The following is a 16,238-nucleotide window of genomic DNA, read 5'->3' on the forward strand; positions in this document are numbered from 1 at the left end:
AGATTGGTTTTTCGCCGTCGCCTACTTCACTGCCAGCTTGATCTGCGCCACCAGGGCCGGATCCGGCAGGGGGCTCAGTTGGGTGCTGCTGGCCAGGACCTTGCCGTTCGCGTCGAGCAGGCTGACCCGCGTTGTGTGGTTGATCTCGCCGTTGCTGACGCTGCGGTACTTGACCTGCAGCGCGCCGGCCATGGCCCGCGTATGGGTCTCGTTGGCGGCCACGGCGAGGCGGAAGATGGCCGGATCGAGCTTGTGCGATTTGGCCAGGTCGGCCAGCGAGGCGGGCGAATCGTACAGCGGATCGAGGCTGACCATCAGCACCGCCAGCCGGCCCGGCGCGGGCTTGACCTCGTCGACGGTGCGGCGCAGGTTTTCGATGATGATCGGGCAGGCCGCGTTGCAGTCGCCGTAGAACATGGTCACCAGCAGTGGGCGGCCGGCCAGCGCGCGCCAGTCGAACTGGCGCCCCTGGCTGTCCTTCAGCGGGACCGACAGGCGGTACAGCGACTCGGCGGGCAGCGCCTCGGCGTGCGCCAGCGGCGCCGCGATCAGTGCGGCGGCGAGCGCGCCGGCACGCAGCGCGGTGCGGCGTAAGGGATTGAAGGGGTTCATGGTCTGTCTTTCGGTTTGGGTGCATCGGGAGTTGCGCCGCGTGCGCAGCGAAAACCCAGGTAGCCGCCGTCCTGCGCGCCATCCATCGCCGCCAGCAGGGCGATGCGCATCAGGACCGCGTAGTTGCGGCGGTCGCCCAGCGAGAGCGCCGCGCCGCCGCAGTAATCGAGCTGCTTGCGCGGGTCTTGCGTGCGGCTGTCGGCGCTGACGAACAGTGCGCTGTAATCCTCGACCCATTCCCATACCAGGCCGTGCATGTCATACAGGCCGTAGTAATTGGGCGCGTCGGCGCGCGTCCGGGATGGCGGCGTGCTGGCCGGATGGGCGTACCAGTTGAGGATGTGCTCCAGCCACTGGGGATCGTCGCGGGCGTCGGCACGGGTGGCGTCGGCCGAGGCGGCGAATTCCCATTCGTACCAGCGCGGCAGGCGTGCGCCCTCGCTGGCGCAAAAGGCATTCGCCGCGTGCCAGCTGACGTTGGTGACCGGCGCGTCGGGCGCCAGCGTGCCATGGTCGGCGGCGCCGCTCCACGCTGTCAGATACGTCGGTGCGGCCAGCACCGCCGGCGCCTGGCCGCGCTGCCATTCCGGATGGGCGAGCAGGAACTGGCGGAACTCGGCGTTGCTGACCGGTGCGGCGCGCATCGAAAACGGCGCCACCACGGCCGGCGCCTCCTTGCCGTCGGCCGGCATCACGGAGCGCAGCACGCCGCCGGGCAGCGCGACGTACTCGCCGGCAGCGGCGGCGCCGCACAACATCGCCGCGCAGGCGAAGGTGGTCAGGGAGCGGTTCATCGCGCGTTCAATTGGCTTTGACCTGGCGCATCTGCTTGACCTGGGCCGGCGTGATGACCGGTTTACCGGCGTTCATCTCGGTGCTGACGTAGTTGATGACGGCGGCCACATCGTCGTCGTCGAGGTCCTGCGGCGGCATGACCGAGTTGTAATGCTCGCCGTTGACGACCAGCTCTCCGCTGCGGCCATGCAGCACGATGTGCGCCATTTCGTAAGGCCGCTCCTGGAAGAAGTCCGAATTGGCCAGCGGCGGGAACACGCCCGGTACGCCTTTGCCGTCCGGCAGATGGCAGGACGCGCAGGTATTGTCGTACACGGCCTTGCCGCGCAGGCGCTGCGCATCGGTGGCGGCGGGTACCGGCGGCGCCTTGGCCGCGACGGCTGGCGGCTTCGAGCCGGGCAGCGGCGTCTTGATGCCCTTGCCGTAGATGTCCGGCCGCTCAGGTCCGCTGACCGACATCAGGCCGACCGCGCCCTTGTTGAAGGCGCGCGTGAGCGAGTGGTCGACCAGGGTCAGGTTGCCCGGCACACGCGGCACGAATTCGACGATGGTCGAGCCGCCCGCTGGCACCAGCGTGGTCTGGACGTTTTCCGTGAAGCGCGAACCGCCTTCGGTATAGACCTTGTCGAAGATGGCGCCGATGACGTGGAAGCTCGAGACGATATTCGGACCGCCCACGCCGAAGAACATGCGCACCTTCTCGCCCGCCTTGGCGGTCAGCGCGCCCTGGCCGGTCAGTGCGCCGTCGGCGCCGTTGAACAGCACATAGGTTGGGCGCTCGTCGACCGCCTTCTGCATGTCGAAGCCCTGCAGGCCGGGAGCGCGGTAGGCGCCGGTGGTGTAGAAGTCGCCCTGCATGACGTAGTATTCCTTGTCGACCTTGGACATGCCTTCCTTCGGTTCGACCAGGATCATGCCGTACATGCCGTTGGCGACGTGCATGCCGACCGGCGCGGTGGCGCAGTGGTAGACGTACAGGCCGGGAGCCAGCGCCTTGAAGGTGAAGCTGGCCTGGTTGCCCGGCGCGATCAGGGTTTGTCCGGCCCCGCCGCCGGGACCGGTGACGGCGTGCAGGTCGATATTGTGGGGCAGCTTGTTGCCGGCCAGGTTTTGCAGATTGAGTTCGACCGTGTCGCCTTCGCGCACGCGGATCATCTTGCCGGGGACGGTGCCGCCGAAGGTCCAGAAGGTGTAGCGCGTGCCGGGTGCGATTTCGCGCTCGACTTCCTCGACGGTCAGGTTGACGACCACGCGCGCCGGGGTCTTGCGCGTGATTTGCGGCGGCAGCAAGGGCGGCGCCAGCAATTGCTGATGGATGACGGGCAGCGCCGGCTCGGCGGCCGGAGCGGAGATGGCGTGCAGCGAAAGGAGAGCGGAAGCGGTGGCGAAGCAGGTGCCGGCGAGGCGGAGAGGAAGCGAGCGCATGATAAGACCTTTTCTTTTTCTGTTGGACGCTGCGAAAGGCAGCCGTCAACAGAATGCTAAGGTTTGCGTTCTGGAAATTCCTTGATGTAGATTGTATTTCCGGGCATTCTGCTGGCATGCCCAACCGGGCGGCTTTGAAAGAAGATCATGCATCGACAATGCGCAGCGAACCGGAAGATGAACATGACGATTGCCGGGCTGTTGTCGCTGCTCGCATTGGCGGGCTGCGACTGGAAGGAGCGTGAAGCGCGCCAGCGGCAGGAGGAACTCGATCGCACGTTTACCGCGACCTCGTACAACTACACGCGGTACATCCTTCACCAGATCGCGTTCAAGGACAGCGCGCTGCCCTTCAAGATCGATAATGCGCCGTCGGGCGGCTCCACTTACCGGGTCAATGGGAGCGAAGAGACACTCGATAACGGTGAAAAGATCACCCGTAGCGCGAGCACGTGCTGCTTCATGTGGAGCGGCCCGCTGGACAAGCCCGGGCGCGTACGCCTCGTCTGGCTCGTGATTCATAATCTCGGCTACTATGACGCGGAGCCGGAAGGGTACGAAGCGCCTTCCAGGAACAACCCGCGCGGCGGGCGCTGGTGTCAGGCCATCGTCGATATCCGGCCGGCGGCGGGTCCCGATCGTCCGGATATGGTGGCGTTTCACTTCCTCGCCGACGGTTCGGTGCAGGCGCAGCTAGCAAATGAAATGACGGCGAAACCGCTCGCGTCGTCAGAGGTAAAGCGGCATTCGGCCCCAATGCCCGAAGGCCAGGTCTGCCGCCAGGAGATTGACAATCCCTGGTATGGCATACCGCCCAAGCCTCATCGCGAGTGAGCCGAACTGCCTTAGCCGAACGGGACCACCTGGCGCGTGAGCGCCACCTCGACGATGTAAGCCACGGTGAGCATGGCCGCGCCGAAGGCCGCCGCGCGCACCGCTTTCGGACGCCCCGGCTTGAGTGCGACCACGCCCAGCACGATGTACAGTACCAGCGCGACCACCTTGGCGCCCAGCCAGGGCTGCGCAAACGGGTACTGGCCGCTCCACACCACCATGGTGATGGCGCTGGCCAGCAGTACCGAGTCGACGATATGCGGTACGCTCTTCACCCAGCGCTGTCCCAGTTGCGGCGAGTCGCGCAGCATCCAGATACCGCGCAACATGAACAGGAAGATGCTGAGCGCCGCGCAGCTCATATGCAGGTGTTTGACGGCGAGGTACCCCATGCTTGTCCTTCTCTTCAGGCGATCCCGAAGTCGATGATGATTTCGCCCGGCGCGCGCGCCACGTAGGCGATCGTCACGCTCGATCCGAAGTGGGCCTCGATCTGCGCCAGCAGCGGCAGCGGATCGTGGTCGTTATAAAAGCGCATGGTCTCTCCCGGCTCCAGCGCGGACAGCGCGCCGAAGATGGCGGCGTGCCGGAAGCGCTTGGCGACGCCGCGCGCGTCGAAGGGATAGAGGCCGATCGAGGCGGATGAGGCAATTGCGTGTGTCATGTTGCTGCTCCTTGCGTAGTGTAATCGATGCGGGCCCCGGCCGGAAGCGCCGGCCGGGGAAAATGCGTTTCAGTGCTTGCCCGGTGCGACCGAGCCGACGACGACATTGCTGCCGCGCGCCCCGGTAACGAGCTTGATGGCGAACAGGGCGAGGAACACGCAGCCGACCGCGAACACCACGTCACCCGGCACGCGCAGCCAGACCAGGGTTTCCATCACCGGCGAGTGAACCACCTCGGGCGAGCGGGCGAACCAGGTGCCTTGCGTGACGCTGGCCCAGGCCTGGTAGATACCGGAAGGCAGGAGCGACATGAAGACCATCATCGCCAGGCCGGCGTTCAGGGTCCAGAACATGGGCGCGAGCAGTTTGTCGGACCAGGCGGCGCGTTCGGTCAGGCCGCGCAGGCAGAACAGCATCAGGCCGATGCCGAGCATGCCGTAGACGCCGAACAGTGCCGCGTGGCCGTGGGCGGCGGTCATGTTCATGCCCTGCATGTAGTACAGCGCGATCGGGGTGTTGATGGCGAAACCGAGCAGCCCGGCGCCGACCACGTTCCAGAACCCGACGGCGATGAAGCACAGGATCGGCCATTTATAGGCTTGCACCCAGGGCGCCGCTTTCGAGCGCTGGTAGTTGCGCCATGCTTCGACGCCGATCATCGCCAGCGGGACCACTTCCAGCGCGGAGAACATGGCGCCGATCGCGATCACGAACGTCGGCGTACCGGTGAAGTACAGGTGGTGCAGCGTGCCCAGGATGCCGCCGAACAGGAACACGATGGTTTCCAGAATAATGGCGCTGTTGGCGGTCGATGCGGCGATCAGGCCGAGACGCGAGAACAGCAGGGCGATGACGGCGGTGGCGAATACCTCGAAGAAGCCTTCGACCCACAGGTGGACCAGCCACCAGCGCCAGTATTCGACCATGGCGTAGTGGGTGCGCGGACCCCAGGTCAGCGAAGTGGCGTAGAAGCCGCCGATGCACAGGGCCGCCAGGAACACCATGGCGATCAGGCCACGGCTTTCCGATGGCTTGCGCAGGGCCGGCAGCAGGCCGCGTCCGAGCAGCAGGACCCAGAACAGCAGGCCGACGAACAGCAGGATTTGCCAGACGCGCCCCATGCTGGTGAATTCGAGCCCCTGGTTGCCGATCCAGAAGCTGTAGTCGTTACCCATGTGCTGCAGGGTGCCGAGCCAGCCGGTGATGGTGGAGCCGGCCACGATGAACAGCAGCGCGTAGAACAGGACGTTGACGCCGAGCGCCTGGTATTTCGGTTCGTGCCCGGAGATGGCGGGGGCGATATACAGGCCCGTCGCAAGCCAGGCGGTGGCGATCCACAGCACGGCGAACTGGGTGTGGATGGTGCGGCTGACGGTGAACGGCAGGATTTCGCCGAGCGGGAAGCCGAAGAAGCTCTGGCCTTCGACCGCGTAGTGGGCGGTGATGATGCCCATGCCGACCTGCGCCAGCACCAGCGCGATGACGACCCAGAAGTACTTGCGGGTGGCGCGCATCGACGGTGTCGGTTTGAGGTCGAACAGCGGGTCGGATTTGGGTGGCGCCGGGTCGTCGCCTTCGTGGGCGCGGCCGTGGTAGAAGATCATGCCGGCGATCGCCGCGATCATCAGGATCACGCTGGCGATCGACCAGATGCCGGCGCCGGCGGTGGGGCCGTTGCCGACCAGCGGTTCGTGCGGCCAGTTGCTGGTGTAGCTGATCGCCGTTTCCCCCGGACGGTCGGCGGCGGCCGACCAGGACGACCAGAAGATAAAGGCGGGCAGGGCGCGCAGGTCCTCGGCATCGGCCAGGCTGCCCGCACTCATGGCGTACTGCTCGCGCAGGGCGTCGAGTTTGGGATCGGCGCCGAACAGGGCGCTGTAGTGGGCGGCGACTTCACGCACGGCTTGCGCGCGTTCCGGCGACAGGGTGATGGCGCCGCTGCGGGCGTCGTAGGTATTGGCGCGCATTTCGCGCTTGAGGCGCTCGTTCAGGCCAGCCTGCTGTTCGAAATCGAGCTCGGCGAACGGCTTGCTGTGCTCCTTGGTGGCGTAGATCTCGCGCAGTGCCAGCGCTTCGCGGTGCAGCCAGTCGGCCGACCAGTCCGGGGCCAGGTAGCTGCCGTGACCCCAGACGGAGCCGAGCTGCTGGCCGCCGGCCGAGAGCCAGGCTTGCTGGCCGCGCTCGACCTGGCCTTGGGAGAAGAGAACGTCGCCTTGGCGGCTGGCGACCTGTTTGGGAATCGGGGGAGCGCTCAGGTAGATCTCGGTCCCGACCCAGCCGAGAACGGCGAAGGACAGGACGCAGATCACTGCGAGCCAGGTCCATAGTTTGCGTGAGGCGTGCATGGCGTGGTTTCCTTGTTATTAGAACGGGGCGGTACAGTCCGCTCCGTTAAAGAAAGATTCTAGATACATCTATTTAAACAAGCAAGTTAAATACTTCTTTTCGCGCAAACGTCGCCATCTGGATCAATAGATGTATACTGAATGCCTCATTTGACCCTGACTCTCACGATCCGACGCCATGCGACTGACCGCCTATACCGATTACACCCTGCGCACCCTGATCTACCTGGGCATGCACCGCGATCGCCTGGCCACCATCCAGGATATCGCCGACGTCCACGGCATCTCGAAGAACCACCTGATGAAAGTGGTGTATCAGCTTGGCCTGTCGGGCATGGTGGAGACGGTAAGGGGGCGCAATGGCGGGCTGCGGCTCAAGCTGGAGCCGGAAGACATCAATATCGGGGCCGTGGTGCGTCACAGCGAGACCGATTTCTATATGGCCGAGTGCTTCGATCCGGAGAGCACCTCGTGCACCTTGGCGCCGGCCTGCGCGCTCAAGGGCGTGCTCAAGTCGGCGACGGCGGCCTACCTGAAGGTGCTCGATGGCGTGACGCTGGCGGAACTGATCGCGCACAGCGCGCGGCCGGGAGGGCGGGCGGACAAGGCGATCGTCGTCTGGAAGTAGGGGCGCCCGGCGAGGGGCGCCCGGCGAGGGGCGCCCTTCGATCACGTTGAACCGTCGTTCCCGCGCAGGCGGGAACCCAATTTCGCACAATAGCCACTGCTTGCTCGACGAACTTGGGTTCCCGCCTGCGCGGGAACGACGGGGAAAGTGCATCTTGGGTTCCCGCCTTCGCGGAACGACGGGGAAAGTGCATCTTGGGTTCCCGCCTGCGCGGGAACGACGGGGAAAGTGCATCTTGGGTTCCCGCCTTCGCGGGAACGACGGGGAAAGTGCATTCTTGGGTTCCCGCCTTCGCGGAAACGGCGGGGAAAGTGCATTCTTGGGTTCCCGCCTTCGCGGAAACGGCGGGGAAAGTGCATTCTTGGGTTCCCGCCTTCACGGAAACGGCGGGGAAGATTGCAGTTTTCTCGTCGATTCAGCCAGGCACACCCTCTGGCGCCGTCCAGGGCGCCCGCTATGCGTTGGCGGTGTACACCATCGCAAAACCGCCGCCCGGTGTGCGGAAGTTGGTGGTCTGGCCCTGGTACACGCGCGCGGCGGTCCACTGCACCTGGCCGTCGTAGGTGTAGCTGCGGATGTCGAACTTGAGCCGGTCCGGCGCCTCGGCGCTGCCGCCGGTGCGTGCCGACGGCGCCATGATCGCTTGCGCGACGTAGTCGCCGTCGAGGATATCCTGCCAGGCGCGTTTGGTCAGCTTGTCGCCACGGTAGGCGGCGCGCCCGCCGTAGCCGGCCACCGGCTTGAAGAACCAGTCGCGCCGCGTGCGCCACAGGCGCTCGGCCTCGGCCGGCCGTACCAGCTCCGTGTGCGGAATCGCGCCGAGCAGGATCGCGCGCGTTTCTGGCGCAACGCCCAGCGCCGCCAGCCGCGCCTCGTCGGTCAGCAGCGCCAGGTTGCGCTTGTCCGCGTACAGCGCATGCGCGCGCGGATGCGGCGTGAGCACCACCGCGCTGGCCAGGTAGGCGTCGCGCAGTGCCGCATGTTCCGGCGCGTCGAGCATGAAGTCGGTCAGGCGGTTGTAGACCAGGTCGACGATCAGGTCGCCCCGCCACAGGCTGCCCGCTTCCCAGCGCAGCATCGACGGGTCGACGATCAGCGCTTCGATGTCGTGGCGCGCGAACAGCTGGCGGAACAGCAGGAACTCCGGGTACAGGTACTGGTTCTCCGGCTCGTCGTCGACAATGACGATGGTGCGCAGCGGCGTACTGCGCCCGCCCAGGCGCCACTCCTCGCGGAACATGGCGACGATGGCCTGTTCCAGCGCCGCCGCGCGCGCCGCGCCGTCGCCGGCATCGCCGATCGCACTGCATCCGCGTCCTGCCCGGGCCAGTGCCGCATTGAGCAGGGCGCCGCCGGCGTTGGTGTTGATTTCGATGAGGCCGACCGCATCGTCTCCCACGTGGAAGTCGTAGCCGTAAAAGACGCCGCGCGCGCCCGGATCGTGGCGCGCAATCGCTGGCGCGTCCGCCAGCACCGCTTCCCGGTAAGCCGGCAGCGCCACCACCTGTTCGATCGCCTCGATCAGCCGCGCCATGCGCGCCGACTGGGCCGGCGAGACAAAGACCGGCAGCGCCGCGAACAGGTGCGGGCAGCGTTCGCTGATCAAGCCATACACCTCCGGTCCGGCGTGGTCGTTCCGCAGCGCCGCGGCCAGGGCCTCGGCCGACGGTCCCGCGCAGAAGCAACTGGCGTTCAGCTGTGCCGCATCCTGCGTGCCGCAGCCGGGTTCGCAGAGGGAATCGGATGTTGCAAAATCTTGCATGGCGTTGCCTCACGGTTTCTGGGTCTGTTGTTATACCTCAAAACGAAGAAGCGCATCGTTGATCCATATCAACACGACGTGCCGCTCACTGTGCTGCCTAGTTCTTTTGGGCTAGTTCACTAGCCAGATTGCCGCAGAAAACTCGCCCTCAGGCTAATAGTCGTGCTTTACGGCAGCACGTAAGCTTCCTGTATCAGGTCATCGATCCGGGAGAACAACGTGTCTAGCAAGAATCAACAACAAATAGCGGTGCTGGCGAGCAGTACTTTCGCCTTCACCATCTGCTTCGCCATCTGGATGATGTTCGCGGTACTGGGCATCCCCATCAAGGCGCAGCTGGGCCTGAACGAGACCGAATTCGGCCTGCTGGCGGCAACGCCGGTGCTGAGCGGCTCGCTGGTACGGGTGCCGCTCGGCATCTGGACCGACCGCTACGGCGGACGCATCGTGTTTTTCATCCTCATGCTCACCACCGCGCTGCCGATCTGGCTGATCGCGTACGCCACCCAATTCTGGCACTTCCTCGTGCTCGGCCTGTTCGTCGGCCTGGCCGGCGGGTCGTTCTCGGTCGGCACGCCCTACGTGGCGCGCTGGTTCGGCAAGGAACGGCGCGGGCTGGCGATGGGCATCTTCGGCGCCGGTAATTCGGGCTCGGCGCTGACCAAGTTCGTGGCCCCGGCCATTATCGCCGCCTTCGGCTGGCAAATGCTGCCCAAGGTGTACGCGGTGGCCATGCTGGTCACGGCCGTCGGATTCTGGCTGTGTTCGTTCAGCGATCCCACCCACAATGTGCCGGCCGGCGTGTCCTTCGTCGACCAGATGAAGGTGCTGAAAGACCCGCGCGTGTGGCGCTACTGCCAGTATTACTCGGTGGTGTTCGGCGGCTATGTGGGCCTGGCCCTGTGGATGACCAAGTATTACGTCACCGAATACGGTTTCGACATGCGCCTCGCCGCGCTGCTGGCGGCCTGCTTCTCCTTGCCCGGCGGCGTGCTGCGTGCCCTGGGCGGCTGGATCTCGGACAAATACGGCGCCTACAAGGTCACCTGGTGGGTAATGTGGGTGTGCTGGGTGTGCTTCTTCCTGCTGTCGTATCCGCAGACCAGCATGGTCATCAAGACCGTGACCGGCAGCGCCACCGTCGACATCGGCGTGACGCCCGTGATGTTCACCGTGCTGCTGTTCGTGGTCGGCGTCGCCATGGCGGTCGGCAAGGCCTCGGTGTTCAAGTTCATCGGCGACGACTTTTCCGACAACATCGGCGCCGTCTCGGGCGTGGTGGGCCTGGCCGGCGGCCTGGGCGGCTTCGTGCTGCCGATCCTGTTCGGCGCGCTGGTCGACCTGACGGGCGTGCGCTCCTCCACCTTCATGCTGCTCTACGGCACGGTGTGCGTGTCGCTGGTGTGGATGCATTACAGCTTCAAAGACAGCGCGCGGCCCGCCGCGCCGGCCCGTCTGGCCGTGGTCGCCTAATTCAAAGGAGAATCTACTATGAGTAAATATGTCATCGCCACATGGGAGCCGGAACTGCCGGCCTTCTGGCAAAGCAGCGGCAAGTCGACCGCCAACCGCAACCTGTGGATCTCGATTCCGGCGCTGCTGTTCGCTTTTGCGGTGTGGATGGTATGGAGCGTGGTCGTGGTCAACCTGCCGAATATCGGCTTCAAGTACAGCACCAACCAGCTGTTCTGGCTGACGGCGCTGCCGGGCCTGTCCGGCGCCACCTTGCGCATCTTCTATTCCTTCATGGTGCCGATTTTCGGCGGGCGCAAGTGGACCACGATTTCCACCGCCTCGCTGCTGATTCCGGCCATCGGCATCGGTTTCGCGGTGCAGGACGTAAACACCAGCTACCCGGTCATGCTGATCCTGGCCCTGCTGTGCGGCTTTGGCGGCGGCAATTTTGCCTCGTCGATGGCGAACATCAGCTTTTTCTATCCCAAGGCGCAGAAGGGTTACGCGCTCGGCATGAATGCCGGTCTCGGCAACCTGGGCGTGTCGGCGGTGCAGTTCGTGGTGCCGCTGGTGATCACCGCCGGCGTGTTCGGTGCCTTCGGCGGCGAGGCCCAGCAGTGGGTCAAGGGCGGCGAGTCGAAAGCCATGTGGCTGCAGAACGCGGGCTTCATCTGGGTGCCCTTCATCGCCCTGACGGCGCTGGCATCGTGGTTCGGCATGAACGACCTGGCCTCGGCCAAGGCCTCGTTCTCGGAGCAGGCCGTGATCTTCAAGCGCAAGCATAACTGGCTGATGTGCTGGCTGTACACGGGTACTTTCGGTTCCTTCATCGGTTACTCGGCCGGCTTTCCGCTGCTGATCAAGACCCAGTTTCCTGATGTGAATCCGCTCGACTACGCCTTCCTCGGCCCCCTGGTCGGCGCGCTGGCGCGGGTGGTGGGCGGCATCGTGGCGGACAAGCTGGGCGGCGCGCGCGTGACCCTGTGGACCTTCGTGCTGATGATCGCGGCGGTGTACGGCGTCATTCACTTCCTGCCGCATGGCGGCGTGGCCGGCAACTTCACCGGCTTCTTCTGGATGTTCATGCTGCTGTTCGCCGGTACCGGCGTGGGCAATGCCTCGACCTTCCGCATGATTCCGGTGATCTTCCTGACCGAACGCCAGCGTGCCGCCGAAGGCAAGGGCCATGCGGCCAAGGAACAGGCGATCGTCGACGCCAACAAGGAAGGCGCGGCGGTGCTCGGCTTTACCTCGGCGGTGGCGGCCTACGGCGCGTTCTTCATTCCCAAGTGCTACGGCACCTCGATCGCCATGACCGGCGGTCCCGACGCGGCGCTGTGGAGCTTCATTGGCTTCTACGTGTCGTGCATCCTGGTGACGTGGTGGTACTACGCGCGCCGCAACGCCGACATGCCTTGCTGACATGGGAGCGGTCATGGAAAAGACCCGGTTCTCGCCCCAGACCTTCCTGGCGCGCCTGCCGCTGTTCGATGCGATGTCGCCCGAGGAACTGGACGCCATCGCGGCCGGCACCAGCGAACGCCATGTGGCGCGCGGCGAGATCATCTTCCAGCGCGGCGATACCTGCAAGGGCTTTCACCTGGTCATCTTCGGCCAGGTGAAGCTGGCGGCCGGGGTGGCCAACGGCGCCGAAAAGATCATCGAGCTGATCGGCCCCGGCCACAGTTTCGGCGAGGCGCTGATGTTCATGGAAAAGCCCTACATCGTCTCGGCCACGGCGCTGGCCGACTCGCTGCTGCTGCATGTGACCAAGGAAGCGGTGTTCGAGGGCATTGCGCGCGACCCCGCGTTCGCGCGCAAGATGCTGGCCGGCCTGAGCCGGCGCATGCATGGCCTGATCTGCGACCTGGAGTCGGTGGCCTTGCAGTCGGGCACCCAGCGTGTGATCGGTTACCTGCTGCAGGAAGAGGGCATCGGCCAGGGCGCCCAGCTGACGCTGCCGGTAAGCAAGGCGGTGGTGGCCTCGCGCCTGAACCTGACGCCGGAACATTTTTCACGGATTCTGGCGGACCTGAGCGCGCACGGCCTGATCGGCGTGCAGGGGCGCAACGTCACCATTGTGGATATCGACGGCCTGCGCGAGTACGCGGGCTGAACGAAGCAGGACATGGGAGTAGCACACATGCAAGATATCGAAAAATTCGTACGCGGTTTCAGCCGCTTCCAGGAACAGTATTTCAGCGAGGAACATGGCGTCTACGAAAGCCTGCGCGGCGGGCAGCGCCCCAGCACCCTGCTGATCGGCTGCTGCGATTCGCGGGTCGACCCGATGCTGCTGACCGGCAGCGGTCCGGGCGACATGTTCGTGATCCGCAATATCGCCAACCTGGTGCCGCCGTGCACCCCGGACGCGCCGCCGGGCGTCAGTTCGGCCATCGAATTCGCCATCTGCAACCTGGAGGTGGTGCGCGTGATCGTGCTCGGGCATGCGCGCTGCGGCGGGATCCGCGCGCTGTTGACGCCGCAGCCGCTGGCGCCGGAGCAGCAGGAAACCGGCTTCGTGGAGCGCTGGATGCGCATCGCCGAGCCGGTGCGGGTGCGCGTGATGCGCGACCTGGCGCACAAGAGTTCGGACGAGCGCCACAAGGCGTGCGAGCAGGCCAGCATCCTGCAGTCGCTCGACAACCTGCTGACCTATCCGTGGGTAAAGCGCCGGGTGGAAGAGGGCAAGCTGGTGCTGCATGGCTGGTATTTCGACATCGACAGCGGCGCCCTGATGGGCTATTCGGCGCGCCAGCAACAATTCTTGCCGATGGTGTGCCCGATCGATGCGGCCAAGGGGCGAGTGGTGCCGGTAGGAACGCCGTAATGATGCGTCGTGCATACACTTTCGCGGCATGAGGCTTGTGCAGGGTATTTCCACATGTCACACTTGATGGTTTGACCATTCTGTTCGAACCATGATGCCCCTTTGCAGTACCCCCGTCGCCCGCCTGCTCGCCACTGTCTTGCTGTCCGGCGCGGCGCTCACCGCCGGTGCCGCTCCCACGCCCGACGCCGAACAGTTCCTGCAGATCCTGCACAGACAGGCAACCAGCGACAGCTACGACCAGTTCGCGGTGACCGGATTGTATGCCGATGAGCACGGACGACAATTCGCTTCCGCCATCCTGAGCCGGCTCGGCGAGCAGAAAGCGTACCGCGATGACTTGCAGGCGTGGCTGGCCGCCAATCCGGCAGTCACGCAGGAAGAATTGGTGAGCAACTGGTTGCGCCGTTATCAGCAGATCAGGCTGGCTTCCTTCGATTTCCTGGATAAGCAGGATGTCGCGATCCTGTTCCGGCTGCCGCGCTTGAACCCGCTTTACGGCACAGCCCGCAGCGCTTGCGAGACGCGCAGCCAGAAGGAAACCTACGAAGTGGTGCATCGCACCCGTCATGCGCTGCTCGACGAACACAAGGACCGGCTGGCGGACGCCATCGCGGCGGCCTATCTGCGCGAGCTGGCGCGGATCAGGCATCCCGCGCCGGGCGACCGTCCGCCGGGGCAGGTCGAGACGATGCGCGTCATGGCCGCGTTCAAGAACCTGGTAAAAGCCTTGCCGGCCGACGATGCCGCCATTCTCTCCAACGAGTTTGCCCACGACAAACGCATGCCGCGCACGCCGCAACAGGAGTGCAACAATGTCTGGGCCGCGAGCCACGCCATCCTCGATGCCACGGTCGCCGACGCCAGCCTGCTCAGGAAAAGTGTGACGCACTCGGCGTACTCAAGCGCGTTCGCGCAACAGGCCCCGCTGCGCGTGCCTGCGTTGACCAGGCAAGATTTTACTCCCGGAAAGGCCTCCATTTACCTTCCCTTGCTGCTGCAAAAGCGCAAGGTAAGCGGTGTCGTGAATGTCAACGTCAGCGTGGATGAGGCCGGCAAGGTATCCGCCGTGACGACCAACTGGAACAGCCTGGCCCCATCCTTTGTGGAGAGCGCCAACGGGGAAACATTTGCGTCGATGGAATTGATGTTGCCTGTTTTTGACAACTATTATCGGGACGGGAAATTCGCGCCCAAGCTGGTGGACGGCAAAGCCACCGCATTTTCTTTCTCGCACGAGATCGAATGGAAATAAGCGCCGGCGGCCCCGGGCGGGCGCTGGTCTGCGGTTAATGCCGCGCAAACGACGGTGCGGCACTCCACAGAATAATGGATGAGAGTGATCGCCGCAAATCCTTGTTTTAAAAGGAAAATTGCGGCGAGCCACTTATCGCGGCATGGCAAGTACATGCTCGTCGCCACTATTTCAAGGAGAATATGATGTGGATCGGATCGATCGGACTGGTCGCAGCGACCAAGAATGTTGCCGATGCGGGCACCGATAGCCTGGTGCAAGCGACTATTTTAAGAAACGGGACCCCGATCCGGGTGCTGAACCTGGATTATGAGGAACTGGACGACCACGAACGCGGCGACGACCGCAGTTACGTCTATAGCGGCCCGGCCAAGCTGCCGCGCAGGAACGACCTGACGCCGGAGCTGCCACCCGGCGTCGGCATGATTCCGATGCCCTATCCGGGCTACGGTTTCGAATTCTCGCAAGGCTTGAGCGGCCATCTGCAAATCCGGCTGCGCATTAACGGCGACGATATGTGGATAAAAGACAATATCGACCTGTACGTCAAGTTCATCCGCCTGCGCGCCACCAGTTTCGATACCCTGGCCTGGCTGGAAGATCCGGAATGGACCTATATTGCCAGCTGGAACCAGGATGTGCCGATGTCGACCGATGCGGCGGAAGGCGTGACCACCTGGACGCTCAACCTGAACTGATCCGCCGAAGGCGTGCCGGCGGCGCGTCGTCACATGGCTGGGGAAAGTTTTCGTCCCAGCCATATTCAAATCATTCAACTTTTCCCGAGGCCTGCCGTTAATCAAAGACGAGCGCGGCAAAATGCCGTCCATTCCTGTCAAGATCGAACGTTACGGCGTCGTACACGCCTACAAGGAGAGGTCATGAGCATCACGATTTCCAGCACCACGGCGTCCGCCAGCGCCGCACCGATTGCCCCACGCGAGGCGGTGCGCCGTCCGAACGAGGACGCCCAGGGCGAGCAGGGCGTCAAGACCGACAAGGTGACCCTGAGCGGTCCGGCCGAGCCGCCCCTGACCTACGGCGCCCCGCGTTCCTCGGCAACCGTGGTGCAACCCCCGCCCGACCTCGACGCCTTGCTGGCCGAGTCCGACCGCCAGGCGCAGGAAATCATCAACCTGATCCTGCCGGCAGTCGAGCAGCAGGGGCTGAACCTGGCCAAGGTCGTCAGCGGCGAGCAAAAACTCAGCGCCGACCCGGCCACCATCGAAGCGGCCAAGGCGGCCACCGCCGAGGGTGGCGAGTTCAGCGTTGAGAAGGTGTCCGAACGCATCCTCGTCTTCGCCAAAGCCCAGATCGGCGACGATCCGTCCAAGCTCGCCTCGGTCCGCGCCGCCGTCGAGAAGGGCTTCGAGGATGCCGCCCAAGCCCTGGGCGGCAAGTTGCCGGAACTGAGCGAGAAAACCCGCGCCAACATCATGGCCACCTTCGACCGCTGGCAGGATGACGGCAGCACCGTGGCCGACAGGGGCAGCGCCAGCCAGGGGCCGGCCGACACCGTCTGACCATGCGCAGGGCATAAAAACTTGCTAAATGTAAAGTAAATTATTGCCGATTCTCATCGTTTTCAGCACAATAGGGGGCCACGCGTCGCTCGGACGCACTTCACCAAGG

General features: G+C 64.7%; 16 protein-coding genes. 9 read left to right on the forward strand and 7 right to left on the reverse strand.

Annotation, left to right across the window (positions count from 1 at the left end; all coding sequences use genetic code 11):
- Nucleotides 1-21: 21 nt before the first annotated feature.
- The 3 genes from EJB06_RS00705 to nirK are packed head-to-tail and all read right to left on the reverse strand — an operon-like array spanning nt 22 to nt 2,832.
- On the reverse strand, nt 22-612 hold the full coding sequence (locus EJB06_RS00705; RefSeq protein WP_126072074.1) for an SCO family protein: 591 nt from the start codon (nt 610-612) through the stop codon (nt 22-24).
- Nucleotides 609-1,406 carry a formylglycine-generating enzyme family protein gene (locus tag EJB06_RS00710; protein WP_126072075.1) on the reverse strand — a complete coding sequence of 266 codons (798 nt, stop codon included), beginning with the start codon at nt 1,404-1,406 and terminating at the stop codon, nt 609-611. The genes EJB06_RS00705 and EJB06_RS00710 overlap by 4 nt, the downstream gene beginning before the upstream one ends.
- Nucleotides 1,407-1,413: 7 nt before the next feature.
- Complete coding sequence (gene nirK, locus EJB06_RS00715; protein ID WP_126072076.1) at nt 1,414-2,832, reverse strand: copper-containing nitrite reductase; 1,419 nt, start codon at nt 2,830-2,832, stop codon at nt 1,414-1,416.
- 177 nt (nt 2,833-3,009) lie between these two features.
- Here nirK and EJB06_RS00720 point away from each other — a divergent pair, with 177 nt between their 5' ends.
- Entirely contained in the window at nt 3,010-3,666 is a 657-nt protein-coding gene (locus tag EJB06_RS00720) for a hypothetical protein (RefSeq protein WP_126072077.1), read from the forward strand.
- Between the two features lie 11 nt (nt 3,667-3,677).
- Here the strand turns inward: EJB06_RS00720 and EJB06_RS00725 are convergent, their stop codons facing one another.
- From EJB06_RS00725 to EJB06_RS00735, 3 genes are all read right to left on the reverse strand, one after another.
- On the reverse strand, nt 3,678-4,058 hold the full coding sequence (locus EJB06_RS00725; protein ID WP_126072078.1) for a SirB2 family protein: 381 nt from the start codon (nt 4,056-4,058) through the stop codon (nt 3,678-3,680).
- A gap of 14 nt (nt 4,059-4,072) precedes the next feature.
- Nucleotides 4,073-4,330 (reverse strand): DUF2249 domain-containing protein, encoded by a 258-nt coding sequence (locus tag EJB06_RS00730; protein ID WP_126072079.1) that lies wholly within the window; start codon nt 4,328-4,330, stop codon nt 4,073-4,075.
- Between the two features lie 69 nt (nt 4,331-4,399).
- Nucleotides 4,400-6,676 carry a nitric-oxide reductase large subunit gene (locus EJB06_RS00735; protein WP_126072080.1) on the reverse strand — a complete coding sequence of 759 codons (2,277 nt, stop codon included), beginning with the start codon at nt 6,674-6,676 and terminating at the stop codon, nt 4,400-4,402.
- Between the two features lie 178 nt (nt 6,677-6,854).
- Here EJB06_RS00735 and EJB06_RS00740 point away from each other — a divergent pair, with 178 nt between their 5' ends.
- Nucleotides 6,855-7,304: an RrF2 family transcriptional regulator gene (locus tag EJB06_RS00740; protein WP_126072081.1), complete on the forward strand. Its 450-nt coding sequence runs from the start codon at nt 6,855-6,857 to the stop codon at nt 7,302-7,304.
- A gap of 454 nt (nt 7,305-7,758) precedes the next feature.
- Here the strand turns inward: EJB06_RS00740 and EJB06_RS00745 are convergent, their stop codons facing one another.
- On the reverse strand, nt 7,759-9,066 hold the full coding sequence (locus EJB06_RS00745; RefSeq protein ID WP_126072082.1) for a hypothetical protein: 1,308 nt from the start codon (nt 9,064-9,066) through the stop codon (nt 7,759-7,761).
- 219 nt (nt 9,067-9,285) lie between these two features.
- Between EJB06_RS00745 and EJB06_RS00750 the strand changes: the two genes are divergently transcribed.
- The 7 genes from EJB06_RS00750 to EJB06_RS00780 all read left to right on the forward strand — a co-directional run bounded on the left by EJB06_RS00750 (nt 9,286) and on the right by EJB06_RS00780 (nt 16,129).
- Entirely contained in the window at nt 9,286-10,539 is a 1,254-nt protein-coding gene (locus EJB06_RS00750; protein ID WP_126072083.1) for an MFS transporter, read from the forward strand.
- Nucleotides 10,540-10,557: 18 nt separating this feature from the next.
- Entirely contained in the window at nt 10,558-11,943 is a 1,386-nt protein-coding gene (locus tag EJB06_RS00755) for a NarK family nitrate/nitrite MFS transporter (RefSeq protein WP_126072084.1), read from the forward strand.
- Nucleotides 11,944-11,956: 13 nt separating this feature from the next.
- Entirely contained in the window at nt 11,957-12,637 is a 681-nt protein-coding gene (locus EJB06_RS00760; RefSeq protein ID WP_126072085.1) for a Crp/Fnr family transcriptional regulator, read from the forward strand.
- A 27-nt stretch (nt 12,638-12,664) separates the two neighbouring features.
- A complete protein-coding gene (locus EJB06_RS00765) occupies nt 12,665-13,351 on the forward strand; it encodes a carbonic anhydrase (protein WP_126072086.1) in 687 nt (228 codons plus the stop codon).
- Between the two features lie 91 nt (nt 13,352-13,442).
- Nucleotides 13,443-14,606, forward strand: coding sequence for a hypothetical protein (locus EJB06_RS00770; RefSeq protein ID WP_126072087.1), 1,164 nt, complete (start codon nt 13,443-13,445; stop codon nt 14,604-14,606).
- Between the two features lie 182 nt (nt 14,607-14,788).
- The gene (locus EJB06_RS00775) at nt 14,789-15,304 is read left to right on the forward strand and encodes a hypothetical protein (RefSeq protein WP_126072088.1); all 516 of its coding nucleotides are present in this window, start codon (nt 14,789-14,791) and stop codon (nt 15,302-15,304) included.
- A gap of 183 nt (nt 15,305-15,487) precedes the next feature.
- The gene (locus EJB06_RS00780; protein ID WP_126072089.1) at nt 15,488-16,129 is read left to right on the forward strand and encodes a hypothetical protein; all 642 of its coding nucleotides are present in this window, start codon (nt 15,488-15,490) and stop codon (nt 16,127-16,129) included.
- Nucleotides 16,130-16,238: the final 109 nt, after the last annotated feature.

Source organism: Massilia atriviolacea (assembly GCF_003953935.1).
GTDB classification, from domain to species: Bacteria; Pseudomonadota; Gammaproteobacteria; order Burkholderiales; family Burkholderiaceae_D; genus Telluria_A; species Telluria_A atriviolacea.

Coding starts and splice junctions, on each gene's coding strand:
- EJB06_RS00705 (WP_126072074.1), bottom strand. CDS start 612: ATGAACCCCTTCAATCCCTTACGCCGCACCGCGCTGCGTGCCGGCGCG.
- EJB06_RS00710 (WP_126072075.1), bottom strand. CDS start 1,406: ATGAACCGCTCCCTGACCACCTTCGCCTGCGCGGCGATGTTGTGCGGC.
- nirK (WP_126072076.1), bottom strand. CDS start 2,832: ATGCGCTCGCTTCCTCTCCGCCTCGCCGGCACCTGCTTCGCCACCGCT.
- EJB06_RS00720 (WP_126072077.1), top strand. CDS start 3,010: ATGAACATGACGATTGCCGGGCTGTTGTCGCTGCTCGCATTGGCGGGC.
- EJB06_RS00725 (WP_126072078.1), bottom strand. CDS start 4,058: ATGGGGTACCTCGCCGTCAAACACCTGCATATGAGCTGCGCGGCGCTC.
- EJB06_RS00730 (WP_126072079.1), bottom strand. CDS start 4,330: ATGACACACGCAATTGCCTCATCCGCCTCGATCGGCCTCTATCCCTTC.
- EJB06_RS00735 (WP_126072080.1), bottom strand. CDS start 6,676: ATGCACGCCTCACGCAAACTATGGACCTGGCTCGCAGTGATCTGCGTC.
- EJB06_RS00740 (WP_126072081.1), top strand. CDS start 6,855: ATGCGACTGACCGCCTATACCGATTACACCCTGCGCACCCTGATCTAC.
- EJB06_RS00745 (WP_126072082.1), bottom strand. CDS start 9,066: ATGCAAGATTTTGCAACATCCGATTCCCTCTGCGAACCCGGCTGCGGC.
- EJB06_RS00755 (WP_126072084.1), top strand. CDS start 10,558: ATGAGTAAATATGTCATCGCCACATGGGAGCCGGAACTGCCGGCCTTC.
- EJB06_RS00760 (WP_126072085.1), top strand. CDS start 11,957: ATGGAAAAGACCCGGTTCTCGCCCCAGACCTTCCTGGCGCGCCTGCCG.
- EJB06_RS00765 (WP_126072086.1), top strand. CDS start 12,665: ATGCAAGATATCGAAAAATTCGTACGCGGTTTCAGCCGCTTCCAGGAA.
- EJB06_RS00770 (WP_126072087.1), top strand. CDS start 13,443: ATGATGCCCCTTTGCAGTACCCCCGTCGCCCGCCTGCTCGCCACTGTC.
- EJB06_RS00775 (WP_126072088.1), top strand. CDS start 14,789: ATGATGTGGATCGGATCGATCGGACTGGTCGCAGCGACCAAGAATGTT.
- EJB06_RS00780 (WP_126072089.1), top strand. CDS start 15,488: ATGAGCATCACGATTTCCAGCACCACGGCGTCCGCCAGCGCCGCACCG.